The organism is Streptococcus mitis (genome assembly GCF_946190285.1).
Classification (GTDB): domain Bacteria; phylum Bacillota; class Bacilli; order Lactobacillales; family Streptococcaceae; genus Streptococcus; species Streptococcus mitis_CP.
Window position 1 is genome coordinate 341288 of record NZ_CAMHZX010000001.1, and the last position, 19125, is coordinate 360412.

A 19125-nucleotide genomic window follows, 5' to 3' on the forward strand; every position below is an offset into this window, starting at 1 on the left:
TGATTTTTTAATAATATAATGAATATTTTATTATTTGCCAAGAATAACTAGAATCCTAGCTAACCATAAACAACATTTAAACTTTTTCAAATTATTGTCTAAATTAACCATTTTCCTTCAAATTTAGTTATCTTGTTGAAATGTATCTTTCCCATCGCCTGAGTACATCCTTTAATGTTTCATCCAAATAAGAATAGGCATTATCCTTTATCCAAACAGGAATACCATAAGCTGCCTCTGCAATGCTACCAGTGATTGCTGCGAGTGTATCACTGTCGCCACCAAGTGAGATGGCATTTCTTATCGCATCTTCGAAGTCTCTACTCTCAAGAAAGGCGATAATGGCTTGAGGGACAGTTTCCTGACATGTTTCGGTAAAACGATAGTTAGGGCGGATTTCATCTAAAGTTTGAGATAGATTGTAGCCGTATGTCTTCTCTATATAATCCTTAATCCGTCTTTTACACTCTGTAGGATTGTCATTAATTGGTTGATCGTATTCTCTACAATAACCACCAAAGTAAAAACGACAAAGAAAGATAGCATCAGCTGTAGCCATTGCACCTTTAATACCTTCTGGATGATTATGAGTTACCTCGGCAGAAAGACTCGCAAGTCCTCTAGATGATGACCACATTCCGGTTCTCGCATAGACATCACAGTCCATGACCCAAGCACATGGAGAAACACGCATAGCTGATCCATTCCCAAAGCTATTATAAGGCTCAAGGTTATCGCTGTTTAGCCATGCATTAAACCGAGCACCGTAATCAGCATTCGGATACAGTCTGCCATATTTCTTCATCGCGTCAATGAAGTCGTCTTTTTGTCCACCATTCATAATCGCTTCTGCAACAGCACAGGTCATAACCGTGTCATCTGTAAAAAAGCAGTCCTTCCGGAATAAAGGAAAGTCCTTCGTTTTGATATTGTTCCATTCGTAAACAGAACCGACAATATCTCCAATAATTGCTCCAAGCATCAGATTCCTCCATGTGACGTATTGAGGCCGTGATATATTTTATAAATTTGTAGTTCCTTATAAACTAAGTTCCTACAAAATTTATAGGTGTTCATCTAATAAAATTATAGTTCACATAGCTCTAAATTAAAGTTAAGATATATAATGGAAAGACTTAATAATTTTTAATATAAACATTTTTAATAAATAACTTTATTTGATTTCACAATTTGCTTCACTCTCCAGTTATAACTATACTGGTTGTACACTAGCCATCAGACCGTGAGAAATAAAACATCTATTATTTTGAAAGTCTGAAAAATAGGTATCACTGATAAAACTGTATAGGTTATCAACAGGTCTATTGTACCAATCCTTGTAAACATATTCCATCTCATATATCAGTAATGCTTGTCCATCTTGACTATAGCCTTTGAAAGTTATCGAAAAAACATCTCTAAACCCGATAACCTTATCATTCTTATTTGAATTATTCCTATTTCTATATTGCTCAAAATCAATAAGTCGCGTATAATTCATGAGTTTAGATAAGGATTTATCTGATAATTTCTGACTATGTTCAAAAACGATTATTCCAGTATTCCCACACTCTTGGTAGGACAGTTCAGAGTTCATCAGATTACACTCTAAATAACCAAAAATTTCACAACCACAATGGATAATAAATTCAATTTTAGAAAAATATTCTTTAGTCCATATCATCTTTTTTCTCCACTACTAACTATGCTAGGAGACATTGTTCCAAACTCACAAATCTACTTTTGGCCTAACATATTTTACATTTAGATATAATACTAAAATATCTATTACGACAAAAGCGTTTGTTTCAAGGCTTTCTTAATTTCTTTTGTTACAAAGTTTTAATACTATTACCAGTATAGCTAAGCACTTGATGTAATACGTTTGTAAGAATCAAAAGGCTTGGGAAACCTTTTGAGAATTAACATAGACCGAAAATGATAGAATCAACATTTAACACTACGCTCTGTAAAAACTAAAAACACAAAGTTACCAGTAGTACCTTTTCTCACTTAGATATTGTTCTTTTTGTTCTCTAGAATTTTCATGATTTCTATTTCCTAATAATTCATCTGTTGAAGAAACTATTGGGTCTATCCAGTCAGCTTTGGATCTAATCCAATCAATTTCGTCTTTACTAAGTTTCCCTGCTATCTCCAATTTATCAGCCATCAATCTTAAATCATTTGCAGTTTGAAAATCTTCTAGCATATTAAGAAGAGACATTGTCCGCTTCTTCTCTTCTTCGATTCTATTTTGTAATTTTCTTTTTCGCTCTTGTTCTTCTTCGTATAGTCTTTCTCTCTCTTCACGTTCAAGGCGTAAGTTCTTAACTTTATAATACTCTTGGTAAATTAAAACAATTATTTCTGGGATTGATTGTTCAAGTGTGAATTCTTTAGTATCTTTAATGTATTTACCATCTATTATCTTAAATCGAAATTTTCCATTTGGAATATAGTCATACTTCTTTATTCTTGGTTTAAAAGCATATCTATTAAACTTAACGCTATCATTGTACTCTGCTAGTTCTTTAGCTTCTTCTTTTGTTAATTCATGACTTACTTTGTCTGTTGATTCTATAACTTCAAAACGAACAATATCCTTTTCAATTTGAATATCCCAATTTGAAGTTACATTATCACCGATTTTTTCAATAACAGTAACTAGTGTATCTAAAAAGCGATATAAACGTGGAAGAGAATTTACTGAAATATTTTTTACAAATTTAGGTTCTTTTAAATCATTATATCTGTGTCTAGAATCAAAGTAAGGATAGGAAGCAGCTTTTTCCCTCTTATTCCACTCTGCGATTTTATCTCTTAGATTAGCTACAGATTTATGTAATCTCTTATTTGGAGACTGGTTTAGGTTTGAAACGGCTTCGATAATAAGCTCTATTTTATCGTCCTCTAAAAATGATAACGAACTTCTTATACTAGTTGTATCAAGTTTAACAGTATCTTTATCTTCCGAACTCTCCTCTTTATGTTTAGCATGTTTTATTCTATTGTTCTTTAGACTTTTTCTATCGATATTAACTTCATTTACGCCATTTTTTGGTAATGGAACAATAAGTTCACTTAAATCTTGGCCAGTATTCTTACGATACCAATAACTACCCTTTGGAATTGGGATTTCAAATTCTTTGCATTTCTTAAGTAAGTCTGAATAGCTTAAATCATATTTCAATGCAACTTGTTTTGCACTCATCTCCCAGATTTCTTCATAGAGTTCTTCTCTAGAAAAGGTCTTTATCATCTTCATTTGAAACACCTTTACCCTTATACTTTACATCACCGTTTTTATATTTACCAAGCGAAAACGCAAATTCAAAAACTTCTAATTCTTCACTTCTGCATTTTCGCTTAATATAAAAAGTAAATCTTGTTTTAAACCGTTAAATTCCTCTATAATTTTATCTAAACTAGCTTCAATATTTTCAACACGGATCTCTGATAGCTTACCGTGATTGTATGAAATCATTCTTTCAGCAATAATATGATATGACCAACTCTCAGTGAAACGTCTATCTCTTTCTTCGTTATGAATAGCAAAACCAATTGGAAGAAGATTGTTTCTAAGACCTATCGCAACTGCCTGTGAACTTATACCTAAATAATCACCAGCAATTTTTAATGTGATTTTATTTAATTTTCTAATATCTTCATCGGTATATTTCGGCATGTCAGTACTCCTTTTTTTATAATTCAAGTTGATGATTTAATAATCATATCAATTGTTTTCATACTTTCTACTTTCTAAACAATTTTCAAATATATAGCGTTTTCATTATTTTCTTATCCTATTATATCATTATTCAAAATAAAAAACTGCAACTTACTCGTTGCAGTTAAACACAGATTTACTTCTGTTCCTTCTAAAAATTTATAAGTTCACTTTCAGGAATGTTAAAAACATCATATTTTTCAAAATAGGGTTTTAACATTTCTTTCCATCTAGCTTTATGAAAATTGATTGAGTTTAAAGGAGATAGGCCATAATTTCCCAATGCATAACCATCATTTACTTCAACAACAAGTGTTCTGCCCTCAAATGAATTTAAAACTTCACTAATATTATATCTATAACAGAAAATCTTTTCCTTATTACTCTTTGTTCAAAGATTCCAGTATTTCTCTATAACCTTCATAGAAACGATCTCTTGTAACTACCTCACCAGGATATTTCTTTTCAAGAAGTAGGAATATATCATTTGGATTAATTCCTTCATCTAAAAAATCTTGATACAGTGGGCTACATAACCTCATTTCACCTTTACTTGAAAATTTTAAAAATGTTCCATATATTGGAATCATTGACAATAAATTGTATAGACTTTTTTTCATTGTTTTCCTTTTATCTAAGTTTATTAATTTAATCAAATATAACTACACTATCATTACTGAAGCTATTAAAGGTAAGATTTACTTTATCATAAACTTCCTGAGTTTCCTTATAAATCTTATCTGAAACATATGAGGCTCTCAATTCGGATTTCTCAATAAGCACCCATTTTAATTGAGAGTATGAATATTTTGCAAAAGTAATCCATTGTGCGTAATTTATAGTCATAGGATTTTTTGTAAAGTAGATTTTCCCTGCATTAGCAGATGTAGCTGTAGAGTGTCCAATAAATAGCATCGTATGTAATTTTGGATGTTTTTCTCTATCCAACGAAAAAGGGATAGAATTTTTTAATGAATGTCCTTCGTTGATTCTCTTAAGAGAGTATCCAATTCTGACTATAACTTCAACAATCATTGTAGAAATAGCCATACTGCTAAAATGAATGAAATCATAACCTTCGTAATACATTCCTTGTACTATTTCTGCTATTGTTTGATCCTCATCGCCAATTTTTCCAAACTGAAGCAAATTAAATAATCCCATCAATGGTGCAGGTAATCCCATTGATGTCGTAATATCAGATTTAAAATGGATTATCTGCTTTGCTATTGCTGCAAAAATATCACTTTCTTTTCTATCTGTGTAATTCTCCATAAATTGAGATACTATTTTCCCAGTTTTATCAATAGTAGTCATCTTACCATTTAGAATATCACATACACCAATTACTAAACCAAGAAGTGGATCATGTCCAAGAGATAACAATCTATGATAGTATGCAGATAGTCCATTAACATTTACTTTGGTATGACGATTATCTTGTGCATCAAATGGGACTTTACTGACCTTTGAATTTGCCAACTTTTCCATTTCTTCTTCAGGAAATCGTTGATTAAACCAGTCTCTTACATAATTAGATAAAGGGCCACCTTTTAAACCATTCGGAGTTTTCTCAGGTATTCCAATTAAAAGTATATCAACAATCGCTGCTAATATACCAGCTACTGCACAAATCGATATATCAATTTTGTCAAGTTTATGAATGTTGTTAAAATCATCCTGCAATGATTGAATAACTGATTGATTAAGTTTCAATTCTTCATTTGTGAAGAGTGCATCTAGTTCATTCATTGAACCAACTTCGCACTCCGCTTTTATTACTAAGTCTTCCCATTTAGGTACAACGATAGTTCGTTTTTTAGTTTCGGTATCTATTATTGGTAGATCAGTCAGAGTATAGCCTAGCTCTCTCAATAATTTTTCACTTTCCTCTATACGTTCTTCTGCAATAGACATATCGGGTCTGTTTATTAAATTTAACTCTTTGGTTTGATGAGTTAAAATATTATTGAATTTTTGTTCTTCATCAGAATAAATGAATTTACTCATTGTTAGTCCCCTAAATCGTTTTTCAAATCTTTAATTGCTTGAGTTAGGAGGATATTTAAACTCTGTAAATAATCTAGGCGTTCCTTATCAGCATCTGCCTCAGTTTTAAGAGCTTGTATAATAGCTTCATGTTTTTGCAATGCTTCTTTATATAACCGTTCTTTTTCCTGTTTAAGTTGTTTATTTTTTAGATTAGAAGCTAATAATATACCGCCTCCGGCTAATACAACGACTGGAGCAGCCATTACAAACACTCCAGCTACCATACCACCTCCAACGACACCGCCAATAGCTGCAAGACCCGAAGTAATACCAGCCGCTGATAACCCTACAGTACCTAAACCATAAAGAGCTGCAAATGAACCTATCCCACCAATACCTGCCCCCAATGCACCAGCTAACACTTCTGGAATTGGACTCTCTCTTATTGTACGTGTTTTATCATTAAGAGCTGCCGCTGCCTCATTAATTATGTTTACAACTTGTTGTAGTGATTCTACATTTTGAAATACTGCTTCTTTACTCATAAAAAATCCTCAATCTTTTATTATTCTAATTATACCATGTATAAATTGAAAAACTGTAACATAAAAGTTACAGTCTAACAATATTTATCCAAAAACAATGTGAAATACTCCCATATCAATATGATGCGTTTGTGGGACTCAAAAGATTTGGGAAACCTTTTGAGGATTAGTTCCGTCTCACTAACAAACTCACACACTCAACATGATGCGTTTGAGGAAAAAGATCAACCGGCTGTACTTTATTCAACTCGTATCCCAATTCTCGGTAGAGTTTGATATCACGCGCCATGGTTGCGACATTACATGAAATATAAGCAATGCGATCAGCACCTGTTTGGCTACTTGCTTTGATAAAGCTCTCGGTGAGTCCTTTTCTTGGGGGGTCCACTAGGATAAGGCTTGGTTGAATTCCATCTTTAAGCCAATTTTTCATGGCATTTTCAGCTGTGTCACAGACATAGTTGGCATTTGAAATATTGTTCAGTTGAGCATTCTTTTTGCTATTCTCAACCGCTTCTGGAATCACTTCGACACCGTAGACTTCCTTGACATGTTTCGCAACAGAGAGGCCAATCGTCCCGATACCAGAATAGGCATCAATAACCACATCATCTTCTTTTAATTCAGCAAAGTCAATGGTTGTCTGATAGAGTTTTTCAGCCATTTCAGTATTGACTTGGTAAAATGCTGGTCCAGCGATTTGGTAGTCATTTCCCAACATCTGGTCAGTGATAAAGTCTTGTCCATAAAGTGTGCGCCATTCCTTACCAAAAATAGCATTGGTATTTTGGTCATTGATATTTTGCATAACAGACACAATCTCCGAGAACTGCTTGATTAGTTGTTCAATCAATTGGTCAACACGAAAAACTTTGGGACGAGTTGTTACCAAAATAACCATGATTTGTCCAGAATAGTGTCCACGACGCACCACAAGATTTCGAATCAAGCCAGATTGTTCCTTTTCATCATAAGGTTTCAAATCATAACGACGGAGCAAGTCGCGTAGGGCTACAACTACCTCATCAATCACAGGATCTTGGATAAAGAAATCTTCTAGAGGCATGAGGTCATGCGAATTCTTACGAAAAAATCCTGTTTCCAAGACACCATTCACTCGACGAACAGGGACCTGTGCCTTGTTGCGGTACTTGACTGGATTTTGCATACCAAGCGTTTCAGCAACCTCTACATCAGCAATTCCTGCAATCTTGTAGAGACTGTCCTTAACTTGCTTGGTTTTAAATTTGAGCTGTTCTGGATAGGCAAGATGACCTAAATCCGCGATTCCTGAACGCAGGTAAGCCAAATCTAGATCTTGATTACGGTGTGGTGATTGGACAAGGTATTCTTCTACTTTTCCAAAACCAATCTTTTTATTAACCTTGAGGACACGCATAAGGATTTTTTCACTTGGTAAAGCATTCTCTACAAAAAAGACCAAACCATCTACCTTGGCAACTCCTGCACCCTCATGGGTCAAGTCAACAATTTCAACTTCTACAATATCATTTTTCTTTAACATTCTCTTCTCTTTCTATTGGCCGACAAAAAAAGACGGCAACGTTACGGTTACCATCTATTATACCATGAAATTTCTTAAGAACCAAAACTCTTGAAGAAGTTGACAATGGCTTGCCAGAGGGAGCTCAAAAAGTTCCCGCCGTCCTCTAGCGCCTTATCAGCATCAAAGTTAAGGTTGATATTTTTAAAACTGTCGCCAGCTTGTGAAACAATACTTTGTTTAAGGTCATTCAAGGTTTTAGTGAAATCGGCATTGCTGAGGATATCACTCTTTGATAGATTCAAAGCAAAATTGATGATGATATTGATCTGGTTTCCTGTTATAACCTGATCGAGTTTGTAATTTTTTAAGGTATCTTCAACAATTTTGCGGACATCTTCTTCTGTCAGAGTTCCCTTAGATTCTTTTGCTTTGGAGAGTCCTGACTTGATATCAGCTAGGGCAACGTTCAATTTATTAGCATCATAGCCTGACTTGTCCTTGTTTTCAGCATTAATATCAGACAAAGCCTTCAACTCTTCTTGAGCTAAGTCTTTATTGGCTTGCGGTACCTTAGCTCCATTAGCTTCTAGCGAATAATAAATTCCTGCTAAAGCACTTTCTCCTGTAACGGGAATAGGTGCTGCTACAGTGATTTTGGCGTGTTCCACACCCAAAGTTACGGCCGCATTTCGGTACATATCCTGAGTCACCTTAGTGATGTTTTCTGGTGTTTCAATCTTGACCTCAAGTGGCGACTTGTTACCTAGTTTTTGAATCTTGGCTGATGAATACAACTGTAAACTAGAGTCATTGGCAACATTCATAATCTTAGAATAGACATCAGGTGTCATGGTCTTGAGTTCTTTGGTGTCTGTTGAGGCATTGTAGCCTAGTTTTTTTAGGGTTTGATTTTTTTGATCTTCAGACAATGATGAACCTAGGACATATTCAGGTTGGACATAGGTTTCATCGATGACTTTTTGAACATCTGTTGCTGCTTGGACGCTATTCATAGCTGTTACTGCCCACAAGGCCGCAGCACTAGTCAGAAAGAGTTTCTTTCTCATAGGGATTTTCCTCCTTTACCTTTCTAGAGTAATATATCTATCTTAAAGAAAACTTATAACAAAAACACCTGGGCTAGCCAGATGTCGAAAAGAGAGTGAAACATTTGATGATGTAAAGGTTGAGTTGTACTTGTCTAGAATAATAATAGTTTCCTCCATTTACATAGAGTTCCGCACCGTGAAAAATGGAAATGGGATGAATATAACTATAAGTCTTTCCAGTGGTATTGCCAAGCAAGGGAGCAACAGTCTCACGAGAGTACTGTTTGGCCAGTGCCAAGGTATTTTCCTTGCCATTTTGGGCGATATAATCGATATAGGCAGGTCCAAAATTGTAGGCTTGAACAGCCGTCCAGACATCTACCCCCTTCTTCTGGGCCAGATAGAGATTATCTGTCAGAGTTTGAATGCCTTGCCGAATGCTAGAGGCATTATCATTGATGGTGTTGGTGGAACCACTTGCAGACTCACTAGACTGCATAACATCGCCTTCTTTTCCTTTTGTTTCAGTATAAATCATAGCGAGCACAAGCTCTTCGTTTGCTGGGGTGTCTTTTTCACTCAAGATTTCTCGCACCATGGGTTGATAGGTCATGACTTGCTTGACATCCTGGTGAACGCGGTAAGCTTTATAGCCAGCAAAAAGGAAGACTGCTAGTACAAGCACTCTTCGAATTCGTTTAAACATTATTTACTTTGGATATCCTCGATATTTTTGATTAAGATAGAGTAGGTTCCGTTGTCGTTTTGGATAAACTCAACAGATTCGGCGTCTTGATAGACGTTATTGGGAACGATGAGCTCAATTCCATTTGACAAGGAGAGTTTTTGGTTTTCAAATTTCTTTAATTGGCGACTGGCATCAATTTCATCAAATTGAACAGGCTCTGGTACAGCTTCCTTGACTTGATCAATAAAGCTCAAACGAGCTGTCAGATTGTTGTCAAAAAGGTCGTTGGCCAATTTTTCAGGTGACAATTCATTACTTTCTTCTATATTATTGAAAATCGCTGATTTGACCTTAGATTGAAATTGGAAATCATCTATATTAAAAGTTTCAGCAATTTTCTGAGCCGTTTTTTCTAGTTCTTTGATAGATTTCTTGGGTGAAATCTTAGGGGCAACGGCAAGAAGATTATCTGAAAAATAGTTCAAAAAAGTCCCGTTGTACTTGATTCGTTTTTCAATCAGGTGATACTTTCGACTTTGAAGATTGACCACCAAGGCCTCATCAGCTCCTGTTCCAAATCCAGGCAGGTTATTCTGAGTTAGCTTGATTGGATTATCAACTTCTCCTCCGAGGTGGGTCAGGGTTTCCCGCAAGGCAATTCGCAAGAAAGCGAAATGTTCTACACCTTCTTTAGAAAATTGCACAAAAATCAAGTCATTGGTCTTGAGATTTTCTGAAATGCTGAACTCCTCTTTCCAGAGATTAGCCAGTGTCACTGATGTCTCCAACAAATCGTCTGTGATGTGATTGAAGAAGGGATTTTCTTCTTCGAAAATCCCAGTCTTGGCTTCATCTGAATACACACGTTCAATTTTTTTGCGCAGATATTCTTCGATTTTTGGAGTGATATTGAGAAACTTATCCGCTAAGAACAGCTCGGTATCATCCGGACTGAACTGATGGATAATAGCTTTCTTAATATAAATGTCCATAAAAATTTTAGTCCTCGTATAATGGGAAGGCATCTGTCAATGCTTTGACTTCACTTCTCACTTCTTCTAAGACAGCTTCATTTTCCGCATTTTTAAGGGTTTTAATGATAAGTTCAGCCACTTTGCGACTCTCTTCTTCACCAAATCCACGTGCAGTAATGGCTGCTGCTCCGATACGAATCCCACTAGTCTTAAATGGTGACAAGGTTTCGTAAGGGATTGAATTTTTATTTAGGGTAATATTGACTTCATCCAGCAAATTTTGAGCAACTTTTCCGTTTTCTACAACCTTGGTTACATCAACTAGGAAAAGGTGGTTTTCAGTTCCACCAGAGATAATACGGAAATTAGGATCTTGTAAGAAGACATTTGCCATAGCCTTACTGTTTTTGATTACATTAGCAGCGTATTCCTTGAAGGCTGGATCCAAAACTTCTTTGAAAGAAACTGCCTTAGCTGCAACAACATGTTCCAAAGGACCACCTTGAATACCTGGGAAAATAGCTGAATTGATCTTCTTAGCTAGTTCTTCATCATTTGTCAAGATCAAGCCACCACGTGGTCCACGAAGGGTTTTGTGGGTCGTTGTTGTCGTGATATGAGCGTATGGTACTGGGCTCGGATGTAGACCAGCTGCAACCAAACCAGCGATATGAGCCATATCTACCATGAGCTTAGCTCCAACAGCATCAGCAATTTCACGGAATTTTGAAAAGTCGATAATTTGAGAATAGGCTGAAGCACCTGCTACGATGAGTTTTGGTTTGACTTCTTGGGCTTGTTTCAAAATAGCATCAAAGTCCAAGAGTTCCGTTTCAGGATCAACACTGTAAGAAACAAAGTTGTAGGTTTGACCAGAGAAGCTGACAGAAGCTCCGTGAGTCAAGTGTCCACCTGCTGCCAAATCCATCCCCATAACCGTATCACCTGGCTCAATCAAGGCCATGTAAGCCGCACAGTTGGCTTGGCTTCCTGAGTGAGGTTGGACATTAGCGAATTTAGCGCCGAAAATTTCTTTTGCGCGTTCAATGGCTAGAGATTCTACCACGTCTACTACATCTGTTCCACCATAATAACGGCGTCCTGGGTAGCCTTCGGCGTATTTATTCGTCAAGATAGACCCTTGAGCTGCCATAACAGCCTTGGAAACTACGTTTTCCGAAGCAATCAACTCAATGTTATTTTGTTGGCGTTCTTCTTCTTTGGCAATAGCATTCCAGAGATCAGCATCGTATGCTTTAAAATCATCTTTGTCAAAAATCATAGGTCTTCTCCTTTATTGTATGACTAGTCCATTAGTTTCATTTTCTTATTAGAAAATCAAACTAAAAGATGCGAATAAATCGTTTCTGCATTTTATTACAAGTATAACCAACTTTTTCATAAAATGCATGAGCCCCCAGACGATGATCGGCAGAGTTTAAGCGGATAAACCCATAACCACGTCTTTTTGCTTCTTCTTCCAACCCTTTTAGCAAGCTTTTACCAATGCCTTGCCCTTGTGCTTGAGGCGAGACTGCTAAGGCTAAAATATTAAATCCTGCTTTAGAATAGAGGGATTCGTAAACTTCAGCATGGACATATCCAAGCAAGGCATGACTAGCTGCATCCTCATAACCAAGTAGGAAATGATGTGGATCCTGAGATAATCTAGCTAGTTGACTAGCTGTGTCCTCTAGACTAAAAGAATAGCCTAAGGCTTCTTGGTTGATCTCACATATAGCATTCACATCTGTTTCTTGTAAATCTCTTAGCATCTCATTCCTCCTCAAAAGAAATCTCTGGCAACTGTGCAAGAATATCTTCTCGCTTAATCGCCCCTTGGCGTAAGATTTTCACCTTGTCTCCAGACAAATCCAAAATCGTTGAATCCTGTCCAGTTAGAAAAGCATCGTCTTCTAGACCCAGAACCTCTTGGTCAAAATCTTTCAGAATTTGATCAAAGGTCACACCACTTGCCTGACCTGAAATATTGGCAGACGGCCCAATCAAGGGACCTGTCTCACGAATCAAATCCAGTGTAATGGGGTGACTTGGCATCCGAAATCCAACAGTCGCGAGACCAGAATTGACCCAATAGGGAACTCGGTCATTGGCTTCGAGAATAATGGTCAAGGGACCCGGTAAAAAGGTCTCTACAAGTTTTTGTAGATAAATTGGCTGATTCTTTGAAAAGTGCAAGATGTCCTCTAAAGAGGCAACATTGAGATTAAGTGCCTTGTCTCTAGGGCGACGTTTGAGCTGGTATACATGATCAACTGCTTTTTCGTCTAGAGCCTTGGCAAAGAGACCGTAAACTGTCTCCGTAGGCAGAACGACAGCTCCACCATTTTCCAACTCTTGTCTAATCCTGTCCATCACTAATCACGACCATCCTATCTTGACCAAATTGGTCCTTGAGTGTTCTTACTCGCTTTTCAGGAAGATATTTCCTAAAAAGTTCAGGAACACTTTGACCTTGCTTGTATCCAATTTCAAGGTAAATCTTGCCACCATCTGTGAGATAGTCTTTTGCATCTTCCGCAATTCTCCGGTAAATAGCTAGGCCATCCTCGTCTGCAAAGAGAGCTAGATGGGGCTCCGAATGCAAGACATTCAAGCCGACCTCTGACTCATCTTCACGAGAGATATAGGGTGGATTGGAAACAATTATATCATATTTTTCAGAAATTTCTGTAAAACAGTCAGATTTTTTTAAAAATATTTGAAGATTTTGCTTTTTAGCATTTTCGCTAGCTAAATCTAAAGCATCTTGGGAAATATCCGCTGCTGTCACTGACCAATCTTGTCTGTTTTTTGCTAAGGCGAGAGCAATAGCTCCACTACCTGTTCCAATATCCAGAACTGAAAGATTCGTCTCAGGATTTTCAGCCAGGATAAGCTCCACTAACTCCTCTGTTTCTGGACGAGGAATCAAAACCCGCTCATCAACTTTTAACTGCATTCCATAAAAGTCTGCCTGTCCAATGATGTACTGTGCCGGTTTATGAGCTACTAACTGTTGGAAAATTCCTTTAACAAAAACTTCTTCCTCTTCCGTCACTTCCTGCTGAAGAGAAAAGACAAAGTCAGTAAAAGAGAGATTTTTCAGGCTACGATAGACAAAAGAGAGGCTTTCAGCTTCCTCTCCTTGTCTTATCAACTCTTCTTCAAAATTTGAAAATAATTGAGCTAATTTCATTATTTGTTTAATTCTTCTAATTTTTGCGTTTGGTCATAAAGAACCAAGGCATCCACAACTTCATCCAATTTACCAGATAAAATGGTATCTAGTTTTTGGAGGGTTAAACCGATACGGTGGTCTGTGACACGGTTTTGTGGGAAGTTATAAGTACGAATCCGCTCTGAACGGTCACCAGTACCGATTGTTGACTTACGCTCAGCGTCTTGTTCATCCTGAGCAATTTGTGCAAAGTGGTCAGCAACACGCGCACGGATGATTTTCATGGCCTTCTCACGGTTTTTCTGCTGGGTACGTTCTTCCTGCATCTCAACCTTGATATTGGTTGGCAAGTGAACGATACGAACGGCAGTCGCAACCTTATTGACGTTCTGTCCACCAGCACCAGAGGCGTGATAGATGTCAACTCGAAGGTCTTTTGGATCAATATCGTATTCTACTTCTTCGACTTCAGGCATGACAAGAACTGTGGCAGTTGATGTATGGACACGACCTTGGCTTTCTGTCACAGGGACACGTTGCACACGGTGGGCACCTGATTCGTACTTAAGCTTAGAGTAAACAGACTGACCTGAAACCATGGCAACGACTTCTTTGAAACCACCGACACCGTTCATAGAAGCTTCCATGACTTCAAAACGCCAGCCTTGGGCTTCAGCATACTTTTGGTACATGGTTAGCAAATCTCCAGCGAAAAGTGCCGCTTCGTCACCACCAGCCGCGCCACGGATTTCAAGGATGATGTTCTTGTCATCGTTTGGATCCTTTGGAAGGAGCAAGATTTTTAGTTTTTCTTCGTATTCTTCTTTTTCAGCCTTGGCATCTTTGAGCTCTTGCTTGGCCATTTCTTCCAGGTCCGCATCTCCGCCTGATTCCTTAATCATCTCTTCAGCATCAACGATGTTTTGAAGGACTTGTTTGTACTCACGGTAGGCTGTTACCGTATCACGAGTAGAAGCCTCTTCTTTGGAAAGATCCATGAAACGCTTGGTTTCCGAAACCACATCTGGGTCACTCAGCAATTCTCCTAATTCTTCATAACGGTCTTCTACAGCTTGTAGTTGATCATAGATGTTCATTTTTCTTCATTCTCCTTATTGATTTCAGGGGCAAAATAATGTTTACGGCAAACTGAGATATAGGTTTCATTACCACCAATCTGGATCTGTTCTCCATCGTAAACGGGCAGTCCATCCTGTGTTCGCAAAACCATAGTCGCCTTTTTTTTACAATACTGACAGATGGTCTTGATTTCGTCAATCTTGTCTGCTAAAAGCAAGAGATATTTGGAACCTTCGAACAGTTCATTGCGAAAGTCATTTTTCAAACCAAAAGCCATGACAGGTATGTCTAACTCATCAACAACACGAGCTAGATCGTAAACATGGTGACGCTTGAGAAACTGGGCTTCATCGACCAAAACACAGTAAGGCTTTTCTGGTAGGTCTCGGATATAGCCAAAGATATCCGTCGTCTCCTCAATCGCAAGAGCAGGGCGTTTCATACCGATTCGACTCGACACATAGCCAACACCGTCACGCGTATCCAGAGCCGAGGTCATAATCACAACACCTTTTCCTTGCTCCTCATAGTTATAGGCCACCTTGAGAATCTCAATCGTCTTACCAGAGTTCATGGTCCCATAACGATAATACAACTGTGCCATGTTTCTTGCTTCACGTCCATTTCTAAATTTTTGCTACATTCTAGTATATCATAATTTTCTTAAGCTTTAAACGGCAAAATGTGGTAAAATAGAAGAAATCAAAACTAGTGGAGGAAGCCATTATGCCATTTGTACGCATCGATTTATTTGAAGGACGCACGCTCGATCAAAAGAAGGCTCTTGCTAAGGAAGTAACGGAAGCGGTCGTCCGTAATACTGGAGCCCCTCAATCAGCTGTTCATGTCATCATAAACGACATGCCAGAAGGAACTTACTTCCCACAAGGGGAAATGCGCACCAAATAAGCTAGCTTAAGCAGAATTGCTTAGGCTTTTTCAATCTCCAAGTAGCATCCATTGAAGAAATAGCCTAAATTTGTTACAATTTGAAAAGAGACTTGGAATATTCCAAGAAAAGAGCTATTAATTAAAGGAAACATTATGATTACACGTGAATTTGATACCATCGCTGCTATCTCTACTCCACTAGGTGAAGGGGCTATCGGTATTGTCCGCCTAAGCGGAACAGATAGTTTTGCGATTGCGCAAAAGATTTTCAAAGGGAAAGACTTGAGTAAGGTTGCCAGCCACACGCTTAACTACGGTCACATCGTTGTCCCTCAGACAGGGAAAGTCATGGACGAGGTTATGGTTGGGGCTATGAAGTCTCCAAAAACCTTCACTCGTGAGGATATTATCGAGATTAACACCCACGGTGGGATTGCGGTGACCAATGAGATTCTCCAGCTAGCTATCCGTGAAGGAGCTCGATTGGCTGAACCTGGTGAATTTACTAAACGCGCCTTTCTAAACGGTCGTGTGGATTTGACACAGGCCGAGGCGGTGATGGATATCATCCGCGCCAAGACAGACAAGGCCATGAATATTGCGGTCAAACAACTTGATGGTTCCCTTTCTGATCTTATCAATAATACCCGCCAAGAAATCCTCAATACACTTGCCCAAGTTGAAGTCAATATCGACTATCCTGAGTATGACGATGTTGAGGAAGCCACTACTGCTGTTGTCCGTGAGAAGACTATGGAGTTTGAGCAATTGCTAACTAATCTCCTTAGAACAGCTCGCCGTGGCAAAATCCTTCGTGAGGGAATTTCAACTGCCATCATCGGACGTCCCAACGTTGGAAAATCTAGCCTTCTCAACAATCTCTTGCGTGAGGACAAAGCTATCGTTACAGACATTGCTGGTACGACACGTGATGTCATTGAAGAGTACGTCAACATCAACGGTGTTCCCCTAAAATTGATTGACACAGCTGGTATCCGTGAAACGGATGACATCGTGGAACAAATCGGAGTTGAGCGTTCGAAAAAAGCCCTTAAGGAAGCCGACTTAGTTCTACTAGTGCTAAATGCCAGTGAACCACTGACTGCGCAAGACAGACAACTGCTTGAAATTAGTCAAGAAACCAACCGCATTATTTTACTTAATAAAACCGACCTGCCTGAAGCGATTGAAACTTCGGAACTACCTGAAGACGTTATTCGTATTTCAGTCCTTAAAAACCAAAACATCGATAAGATTGAAGAGAGAATCAACAACCTCTTCTTTGAAAATGCTGGTTTGGTTGAGCAAGACGCTACTTACTTGTCTAACGCACGTCACATTTCCCTAATTGAAAAGGCTGTTGAAAGCCTTCAAGCTGTTAATGAAGGTCTTGAACTGGGAATGCCAGTTGACTTGCTTCAAGTTGACTTGACTCGTACTTGGGAAATCCTCGGAGAAATCACTGGAGATGCTGCTCCTGATGAACTCATTACACAGTTGTTCAGCCAATTTTGTCTGGGTAAATGATGATATTAGAATAGTATTGAAACAGAGACTTGCTATAGTGAGGCGCAATTAGAGATTAACGAAAACGAAAGATTTATTTTTAAGTGAAGCTTTCCAACGGAACTCAAAAACAGAATGACCACACTAGAGTATCAATACTTCTGCGTGGTCATTTTTAATAATTTATATCTTTAATGCTTTGTATTATGCCATTAGTCACAACTCGTTATAGGTTCAATGTTGTTAATAATATCATATATTTTATCTAGAAGAACTTTAAACCCCTCCATATCCTCTTTTGTATATGATTCTAGATTTTTTGCTAAATCTTCTTTTACGCTTTGCTTTAAATCTTTTGGTATATCATTAAAACCATTAACGTCCGCTAGTTTTGATAAAGCAATTTTTTTCTTATGGTCGTTTGAAAAATAATCTTCTATTACAAAAGAGTCTTTTGTGTATCCATCGGTTATAGGTAATTTAAGATAGTAAAATTGACCTTTTTTATACGTTTTTTTATCTTTCTTATCTTTTCCTTTTTTTATTATCTTTTTTAATCCATCTCCACCCGCATCATCACGATCGAATACAACAATAATTTTTTTATCAGAAGGCATGATTGCTTTTAACTCATTTACCATATGACATACATTTTGGGCTCCGCCACAATGGATAAAATCTACATCTCTTAATAATTTATATTTATCTTCGTCGGAGTAAACGCTAATTGCTTTTTTAATATAATTAACATCTCCTTCCCCCTCTGTTAACACTAAGGGTCTTCTCTTGGAAACAAATAAAGAATGATCTATATAGTTCCATTGCCCGTTCGTTAATTTGTTTATTGAGTTTGCAACAGAATCATATGTAATCCTACATTCATTATCATCTTTATCAAAGAAAATTACTTTATCTGCATTAAAAAGTTGTGACATTGTAGGGGAATGTGTTGAAATCACAAACTGACTTTTAGGGTCACTACATATCAGATTGTATATTTCTTCTTTTCTACTCTCATGAAGATGCGCATCGGGTTCATCAAAAAGATATAGATTTTCTCCAGAAGTAAGATTTATTGCACCATATATAAGTAATAGCTTCTTTTCTCCTTCCGATATATCTTTTATTCCCACACCAGAATCTGTGATTATCTTAAAATCTGTGATTATTTTAAAGCCTTTATACAAAATAAGAACCGCCATATTATATAATAGATCTTCTTCATAACCACAGATATCAACAAGTTCTTTAAATTTATCAGTATCAATTATCACATGTTCTAATTGTTTAGGATTGATAATTTCTAAAATTCGCTTTACCATCTCGTTCTTGTTGCGTTTCATCTTATCATTATCAAAAGTCATTTCAATATTTCGAATTCCTGATATACTCAATCCACTCAAATAATCAGAAGCATCCTGGCTTTCCATAATATGCAGTATACTTGCTATAATCTCCCAATAATAATGATTAAAAAAGATCATTCGTTGTTTGCGATAGGGCATTGCGTTATTTATATATTGCTTATTATAATTATCATATATCTCAAAATAATAATTATCCCAAAGCCTCGTTTCCTCACCACTATATACAGCTATTACATGCTCAGGTAAACACTTATCAATATCGTCTTTTGATAAGTGAACTAACTCTTCACCTTGTTTATATTTGGCTACTATTTTTTTATCTGATAAATTATCAAGGTGAATAACAATCTCGGATGATGATTCTGGCAGTGATATAGTATCTGGAGTTGAGATCTGATATTCCAGTTCGAACTGAAAATTTGCAATCAGCTTATCTTTACCTAGATATAAGGATGAAAAGATTGCACTAATCACTTCGAGTAGATTACTTTTTCCAGAACCATTGAGCCCGACAATTAATGAACACCCGGCAGATTTCTCAAAATCAATATCTATATTTTTTAGATTTTTATAATTATTTACTTTTAATTTTAATAGTTTCATTACACACCTTTA

General features: G+C 37.1%; 20 protein-coding genes and 1 pseudogene. 2 read left to right on the forward strand and 19 right to left on the reverse strand.

Annotated features, from left to right (window positions below; all coding sequences use genetic code 11):
- Positions 1-127: 127 nt before the first annotated feature.
- The 18 genes and pseudogenes from N8L39_RS01660 to N8L39_RS01745 form a co-directional block, all read right to left on the reverse strand.
- The gene (locus N8L39_RS01660; RefSeq protein WP_261009876.1) at positions 128-982 is read right to left on the reverse strand and encodes an ADP-ribosylglycohydrolase family protein; all 855 of its coding nucleotides are present in this window, start codon (positions 980-982) and stop codon (positions 128-130) included.
- A 231-nt stretch (positions 983-1213) separates the two neighbouring features.
- Positions 1214-1684 carry a hypothetical protein gene (locus N8L39_RS01665; RefSeq protein WP_261009875.1) on the reverse strand — a complete coding sequence of 157 codons (471 nt, stop codon included), beginning with the start codon at positions 1682-1684 and terminating at the stop codon, positions 1214-1216.
- Between the two features lie 306 nt (positions 1685-1990).
- Positions 1991-3268 (reverse strand): cellulose synthase, encoded by a 1278-nt coding sequence (locus N8L39_RS01670; RefSeq protein ID WP_261009874.1) that lies wholly within the window; start codon positions 3266-3268, stop codon positions 1991-1993.
- A gap of 75 nt (positions 3269-3343) precedes the next feature.
- The gene (locus tag N8L39_RS01675; RefSeq protein ID WP_045606823.1) at positions 3344-3688 is read right to left on the reverse strand and encodes a hypothetical protein; all 345 of its coding nucleotides are present in this window, start codon (positions 3686-3688) and stop codon (positions 3344-3346) included.
- A gap of 193 nt (positions 3689-3881) precedes the next feature.
- Positions 3882-4055 (reverse strand): annotated as a pseudogene (locus tag N8L39_RS01680) (ATP-grasp domain-containing protein); the annotation flags it as partial.
- 55 nt (positions 4056-4110) lie between these two features.
- The gene (locus N8L39_RS01685; protein WP_042751170.1) at positions 4111-4350 is read right to left on the reverse strand and encodes a hypothetical protein; all 240 of its coding nucleotides are present in this window, start codon (positions 4348-4350) and stop codon (positions 4111-4113) included.
- 28 nt (positions 4351-4378) lie between these two features.
- Complete coding sequence (locus N8L39_RS01690) at positions 4379-5740, reverse strand: hypothetical protein (protein WP_261009873.1); 1362 nt, start codon at positions 5738-5740, stop codon at positions 4379-4381.
- A gap of 2 nt (positions 5741-5742) precedes the next feature.
- On the reverse strand, positions 5743-6267 hold the full coding sequence (locus N8L39_RS01695) for a hypothetical protein (RefSeq protein ID WP_000031285.1): 525 nt from the start codon (positions 6265-6267) through the stop codon (positions 5743-5745).
- Positions 6268-6433: 166 nt separating this feature from the next.
- Entirely contained in the window at positions 6434-7792 is a 1359-nt protein-coding gene (gene rlmD / locus N8L39_RS01700; RefSeq protein ID WP_261009872.1) for a 23S rRNA (uracil(1939)-C(5))-methyltransferase RlmD, read from the reverse strand.
- 74 nt (positions 7793-7866) lie between these two features.
- Positions 7867-8841 carry a DUF1002 domain-containing protein gene (locus tag N8L39_RS01705; RefSeq protein WP_261009871.1) on the reverse strand — a complete coding sequence of 325 codons (975 nt, stop codon included), beginning with the start codon at positions 8839-8841 and terminating at the stop codon, positions 7867-7869.
- Between the two features lie 73 nt (positions 8842-8914).
- The gene (pmp23, locus tag N8L39_RS01710; RefSeq protein WP_261009870.1) at positions 8915-9529 is read right to left on the reverse strand and encodes a cell wall hydrolase Pmp23; all 615 of its coding nucleotides are present in this window, start codon (positions 9527-9529) and stop codon (positions 8915-8917) included.
- Complete coding sequence (locus tag N8L39_RS01715) at positions 9529-10503, reverse strand: nucleoid-associated protein (RefSeq protein ID WP_261009869.1); 975 nt, start codon at positions 10501-10503, stop codon at positions 9529-9531. Before N8L39_RS01715 ends, pmp23 begins: the two co-directional genes overlap by 1 nt.
- A 7-nt stretch (positions 10504-10510) precedes the next feature.
- On the reverse strand, positions 10511-11767 hold the full coding sequence (glyA, locus tag N8L39_RS01720; protein ID WP_261009868.1) for a serine hydroxymethyltransferase: 1257 nt from the start codon (positions 11765-11767) through the stop codon (positions 10511-10513).
- 61 nt (positions 11768-11828) lie between these two features.
- Entirely contained in the window at positions 11829-12260 is a 432-nt protein-coding gene (locus N8L39_RS01725) for a GNAT family N-acetyltransferase (protein WP_261009867.1), read from the reverse strand.
- 1 nt (position 12261) lies between these two features.
- Positions 12262-12861, reverse strand: a complete 600-nt coding sequence (locus tag N8L39_RS01730) for an L-threonylcarbamoyladenylate synthase (RefSeq protein ID WP_261009866.1) — start codon at positions 12859-12861, stop codon at positions 12262-12264.
- On the reverse strand, positions 12848-13684 hold the full coding sequence (prmC, locus tag N8L39_RS01735; protein ID WP_261009865.1) for a peptide chain release factor N(5)-glutamine methyltransferase: 837 nt from the start codon (positions 13682-13684) through the stop codon (positions 12848-12850). The genes N8L39_RS01730 and prmC overlap by 14 nt, the downstream gene beginning before the upstream one ends.
- Complete coding sequence (gene prfA, locus N8L39_RS01740) at positions 13684-14763, reverse strand: peptide chain release factor 1 (RefSeq protein WP_261009864.1); 1080 nt, start codon at positions 14761-14763, stop codon at positions 13684-13686. The genes prmC and prfA overlap by 1 nt, the downstream gene beginning before the upstream one ends.
- A complete protein-coding gene (locus N8L39_RS01745; RefSeq protein ID WP_000068143.1) occupies positions 14760-15350 on the reverse strand; it encodes a thymidine kinase in 591 nt (196 codons plus the stop codon). Before N8L39_RS01745 ends, prfA begins: the two co-directional genes overlap by 4 nt.
- Before the next feature lie 122 nt (positions 15351-15472).
- On the opposite strand from N8L39_RS01745, the gene N8L39_RS01750 reads away from it, so the two are divergent.
- Together N8L39_RS01750 and mnmE are read left to right on the forward strand one after the other, a co-directional pair.
- Positions 15473-15655, forward strand: a complete 183-nt coding sequence (locus N8L39_RS01750) for a 4-oxalocrotonate tautomerase (protein ID WP_001117394.1) — start codon at positions 15473-15475, stop codon at positions 15653-15655.
- A 135-nt stretch (positions 15656-15790) separates the two neighbouring features.
- Entirely contained in the window at positions 15791-17164 is a 1374-nt protein-coding gene (gene mnmE, locus N8L39_RS01755) for a tRNA uridine-5-carboxymethylaminomethyl(34) synthesis GTPase MnmE (RefSeq protein ID WP_261009863.1), read from the forward strand.
- Positions 17165-17355: 191 nt separating this feature from the next.
- Here the strand turns inward: mnmE and N8L39_RS01760 are convergent, their stop codons facing one another.
- Entirely contained in the window at positions 17356-19113 is a 1758-nt protein-coding gene (locus N8L39_RS01760) for an ATP-dependent nuclease (protein ID WP_261009862.1), read from the reverse strand.
- Positions 19114-19125 lie beyond the last annotated feature (12 nt).

Excerpts from the sequence above, each read along its gene's own strand:
- N8L39_RS01665 (WP_261009875.1), bottom strand. The coding sequence starts at position 1,684 with ATGATATGGACTAAAGAATATTTTTCTAAAATTGAATTTATTATCCAT.
- mnmE (WP_261009863.1), top strand. The coding sequence starts at position 15,791 with ATGATTACACGTGAATTTGATACCATCGCTGCTATCTCTACTCCACTA.
- N8L39_RS01730 (WP_261009866.1), bottom strand. The coding sequence starts at position 12,861 with ATGGACAGGATTAGACAAGAGTTGGAAAATGGTGGAGCTGTCGTTCTG.
- N8L39_RS01695 (WP_000031285.1), bottom strand. The coding sequence starts at position 6,267 with ATGAGTAAAGAAGCAGTATTTCAAAATGTAGAATCACTACAACAAGTT.
- N8L39_RS01760 (WP_261009862.1), bottom strand. The coding sequence starts at position 19,113 with ATGAAACTATTAAAATTAAAAGTAAATAATTATAAAAATCTAAAAAAT.
- N8L39_RS01660 (WP_261009876.1), bottom strand. The coding sequence starts at position 982 with ATGCTTGGAGCAATTATTGGAGATATTGTCGGTTCTGTTTACGAATGG.
- N8L39_RS01705 (WP_261009871.1), bottom strand. The coding sequence starts at position 8,841 with ATGAGAAAGAAACTCTTTCTGACTAGTGCTGCGGCCTTGTGGGCAGTA.
- rlmD (WP_261009872.1), bottom strand. The coding sequence starts at position 7,792 with ATGTTAAAGAAAAATGATATTGTAGAAGTTGAAATTGTTGACTTGACC.
- N8L39_RS01750 (WP_001117394.1), top strand. The coding sequence starts at position 15,473 with ATGCCATTTGTACGCATCGATTTATTTGAAGGACGCACGCTCGATCAA.
- N8L39_RS01670 (WP_261009874.1), bottom strand. The coding sequence starts at position 3,268 with ATGAAGATGATAAAGACCTTTTCTAGAGAAGAACTCTATGAAGAAATC.
- N8L39_RS01675 (WP_045606823.1), bottom strand. The coding sequence starts at position 3,688 with ATGCCGAAATATACCGATGAAGATATTAGAAAATTAAATAAAATCACA.
- prfA (WP_261009864.1), bottom strand. The coding sequence starts at position 14,763 with ATGAACATCTATGATCAACTACAAGCTGTAGAAGACCGTTATGAAGAA.
- pmp23 (WP_261009870.1), bottom strand. The coding sequence starts at position 9,529 with ATGTTTAAACGAATTCGAAGAGTGCTTGTACTAGCAGTCTTCCTTTTT.
- N8L39_RS01690 (WP_261009873.1), bottom strand. The coding sequence starts at position 5,740 with ATGAGTAAATTCATTTATTCTGATGAAGAACAAAAATTCAATAATATT.
- N8L39_RS01715 (WP_261009869.1), bottom strand. The coding sequence starts at position 10,503 with ATGGACATTTATATTAAGAAAGCTATTATCCATCAGTTCAGTCCGGAT.
- N8L39_RS01685 (WP_042751170.1), bottom strand. The coding sequence starts at position 4,350 with ATGAAAAAAAGTCTATACAATTTATTGTCAATGATTCCAATATATGGA.
- N8L39_RS01745 (WP_000068143.1), bottom strand. The coding sequence starts at position 15,350 with ATGGCACAGTTGTATTATCGTTATGGGACCATGAACTCTGGTAAGACG.
- N8L39_RS01725 (WP_261009867.1), bottom strand. The coding sequence starts at position 12,260 with ATGCTAAGAGATTTACAAGAAACAGATGTGAATGCTATATGTGAGATC.
- prmC (WP_261009865.1), bottom strand. The coding sequence starts at position 13,684 with ATGAAATTAGCTCAATTATTTTCAAATTTTGAAGAAGAGTTGATAAGA.
- glyA (WP_261009868.1), bottom strand. The coding sequence starts at position 11,767 with ATGATTTTTGACAAAGATGATTTTAAAGCATACGATGCTGATCTCTGG.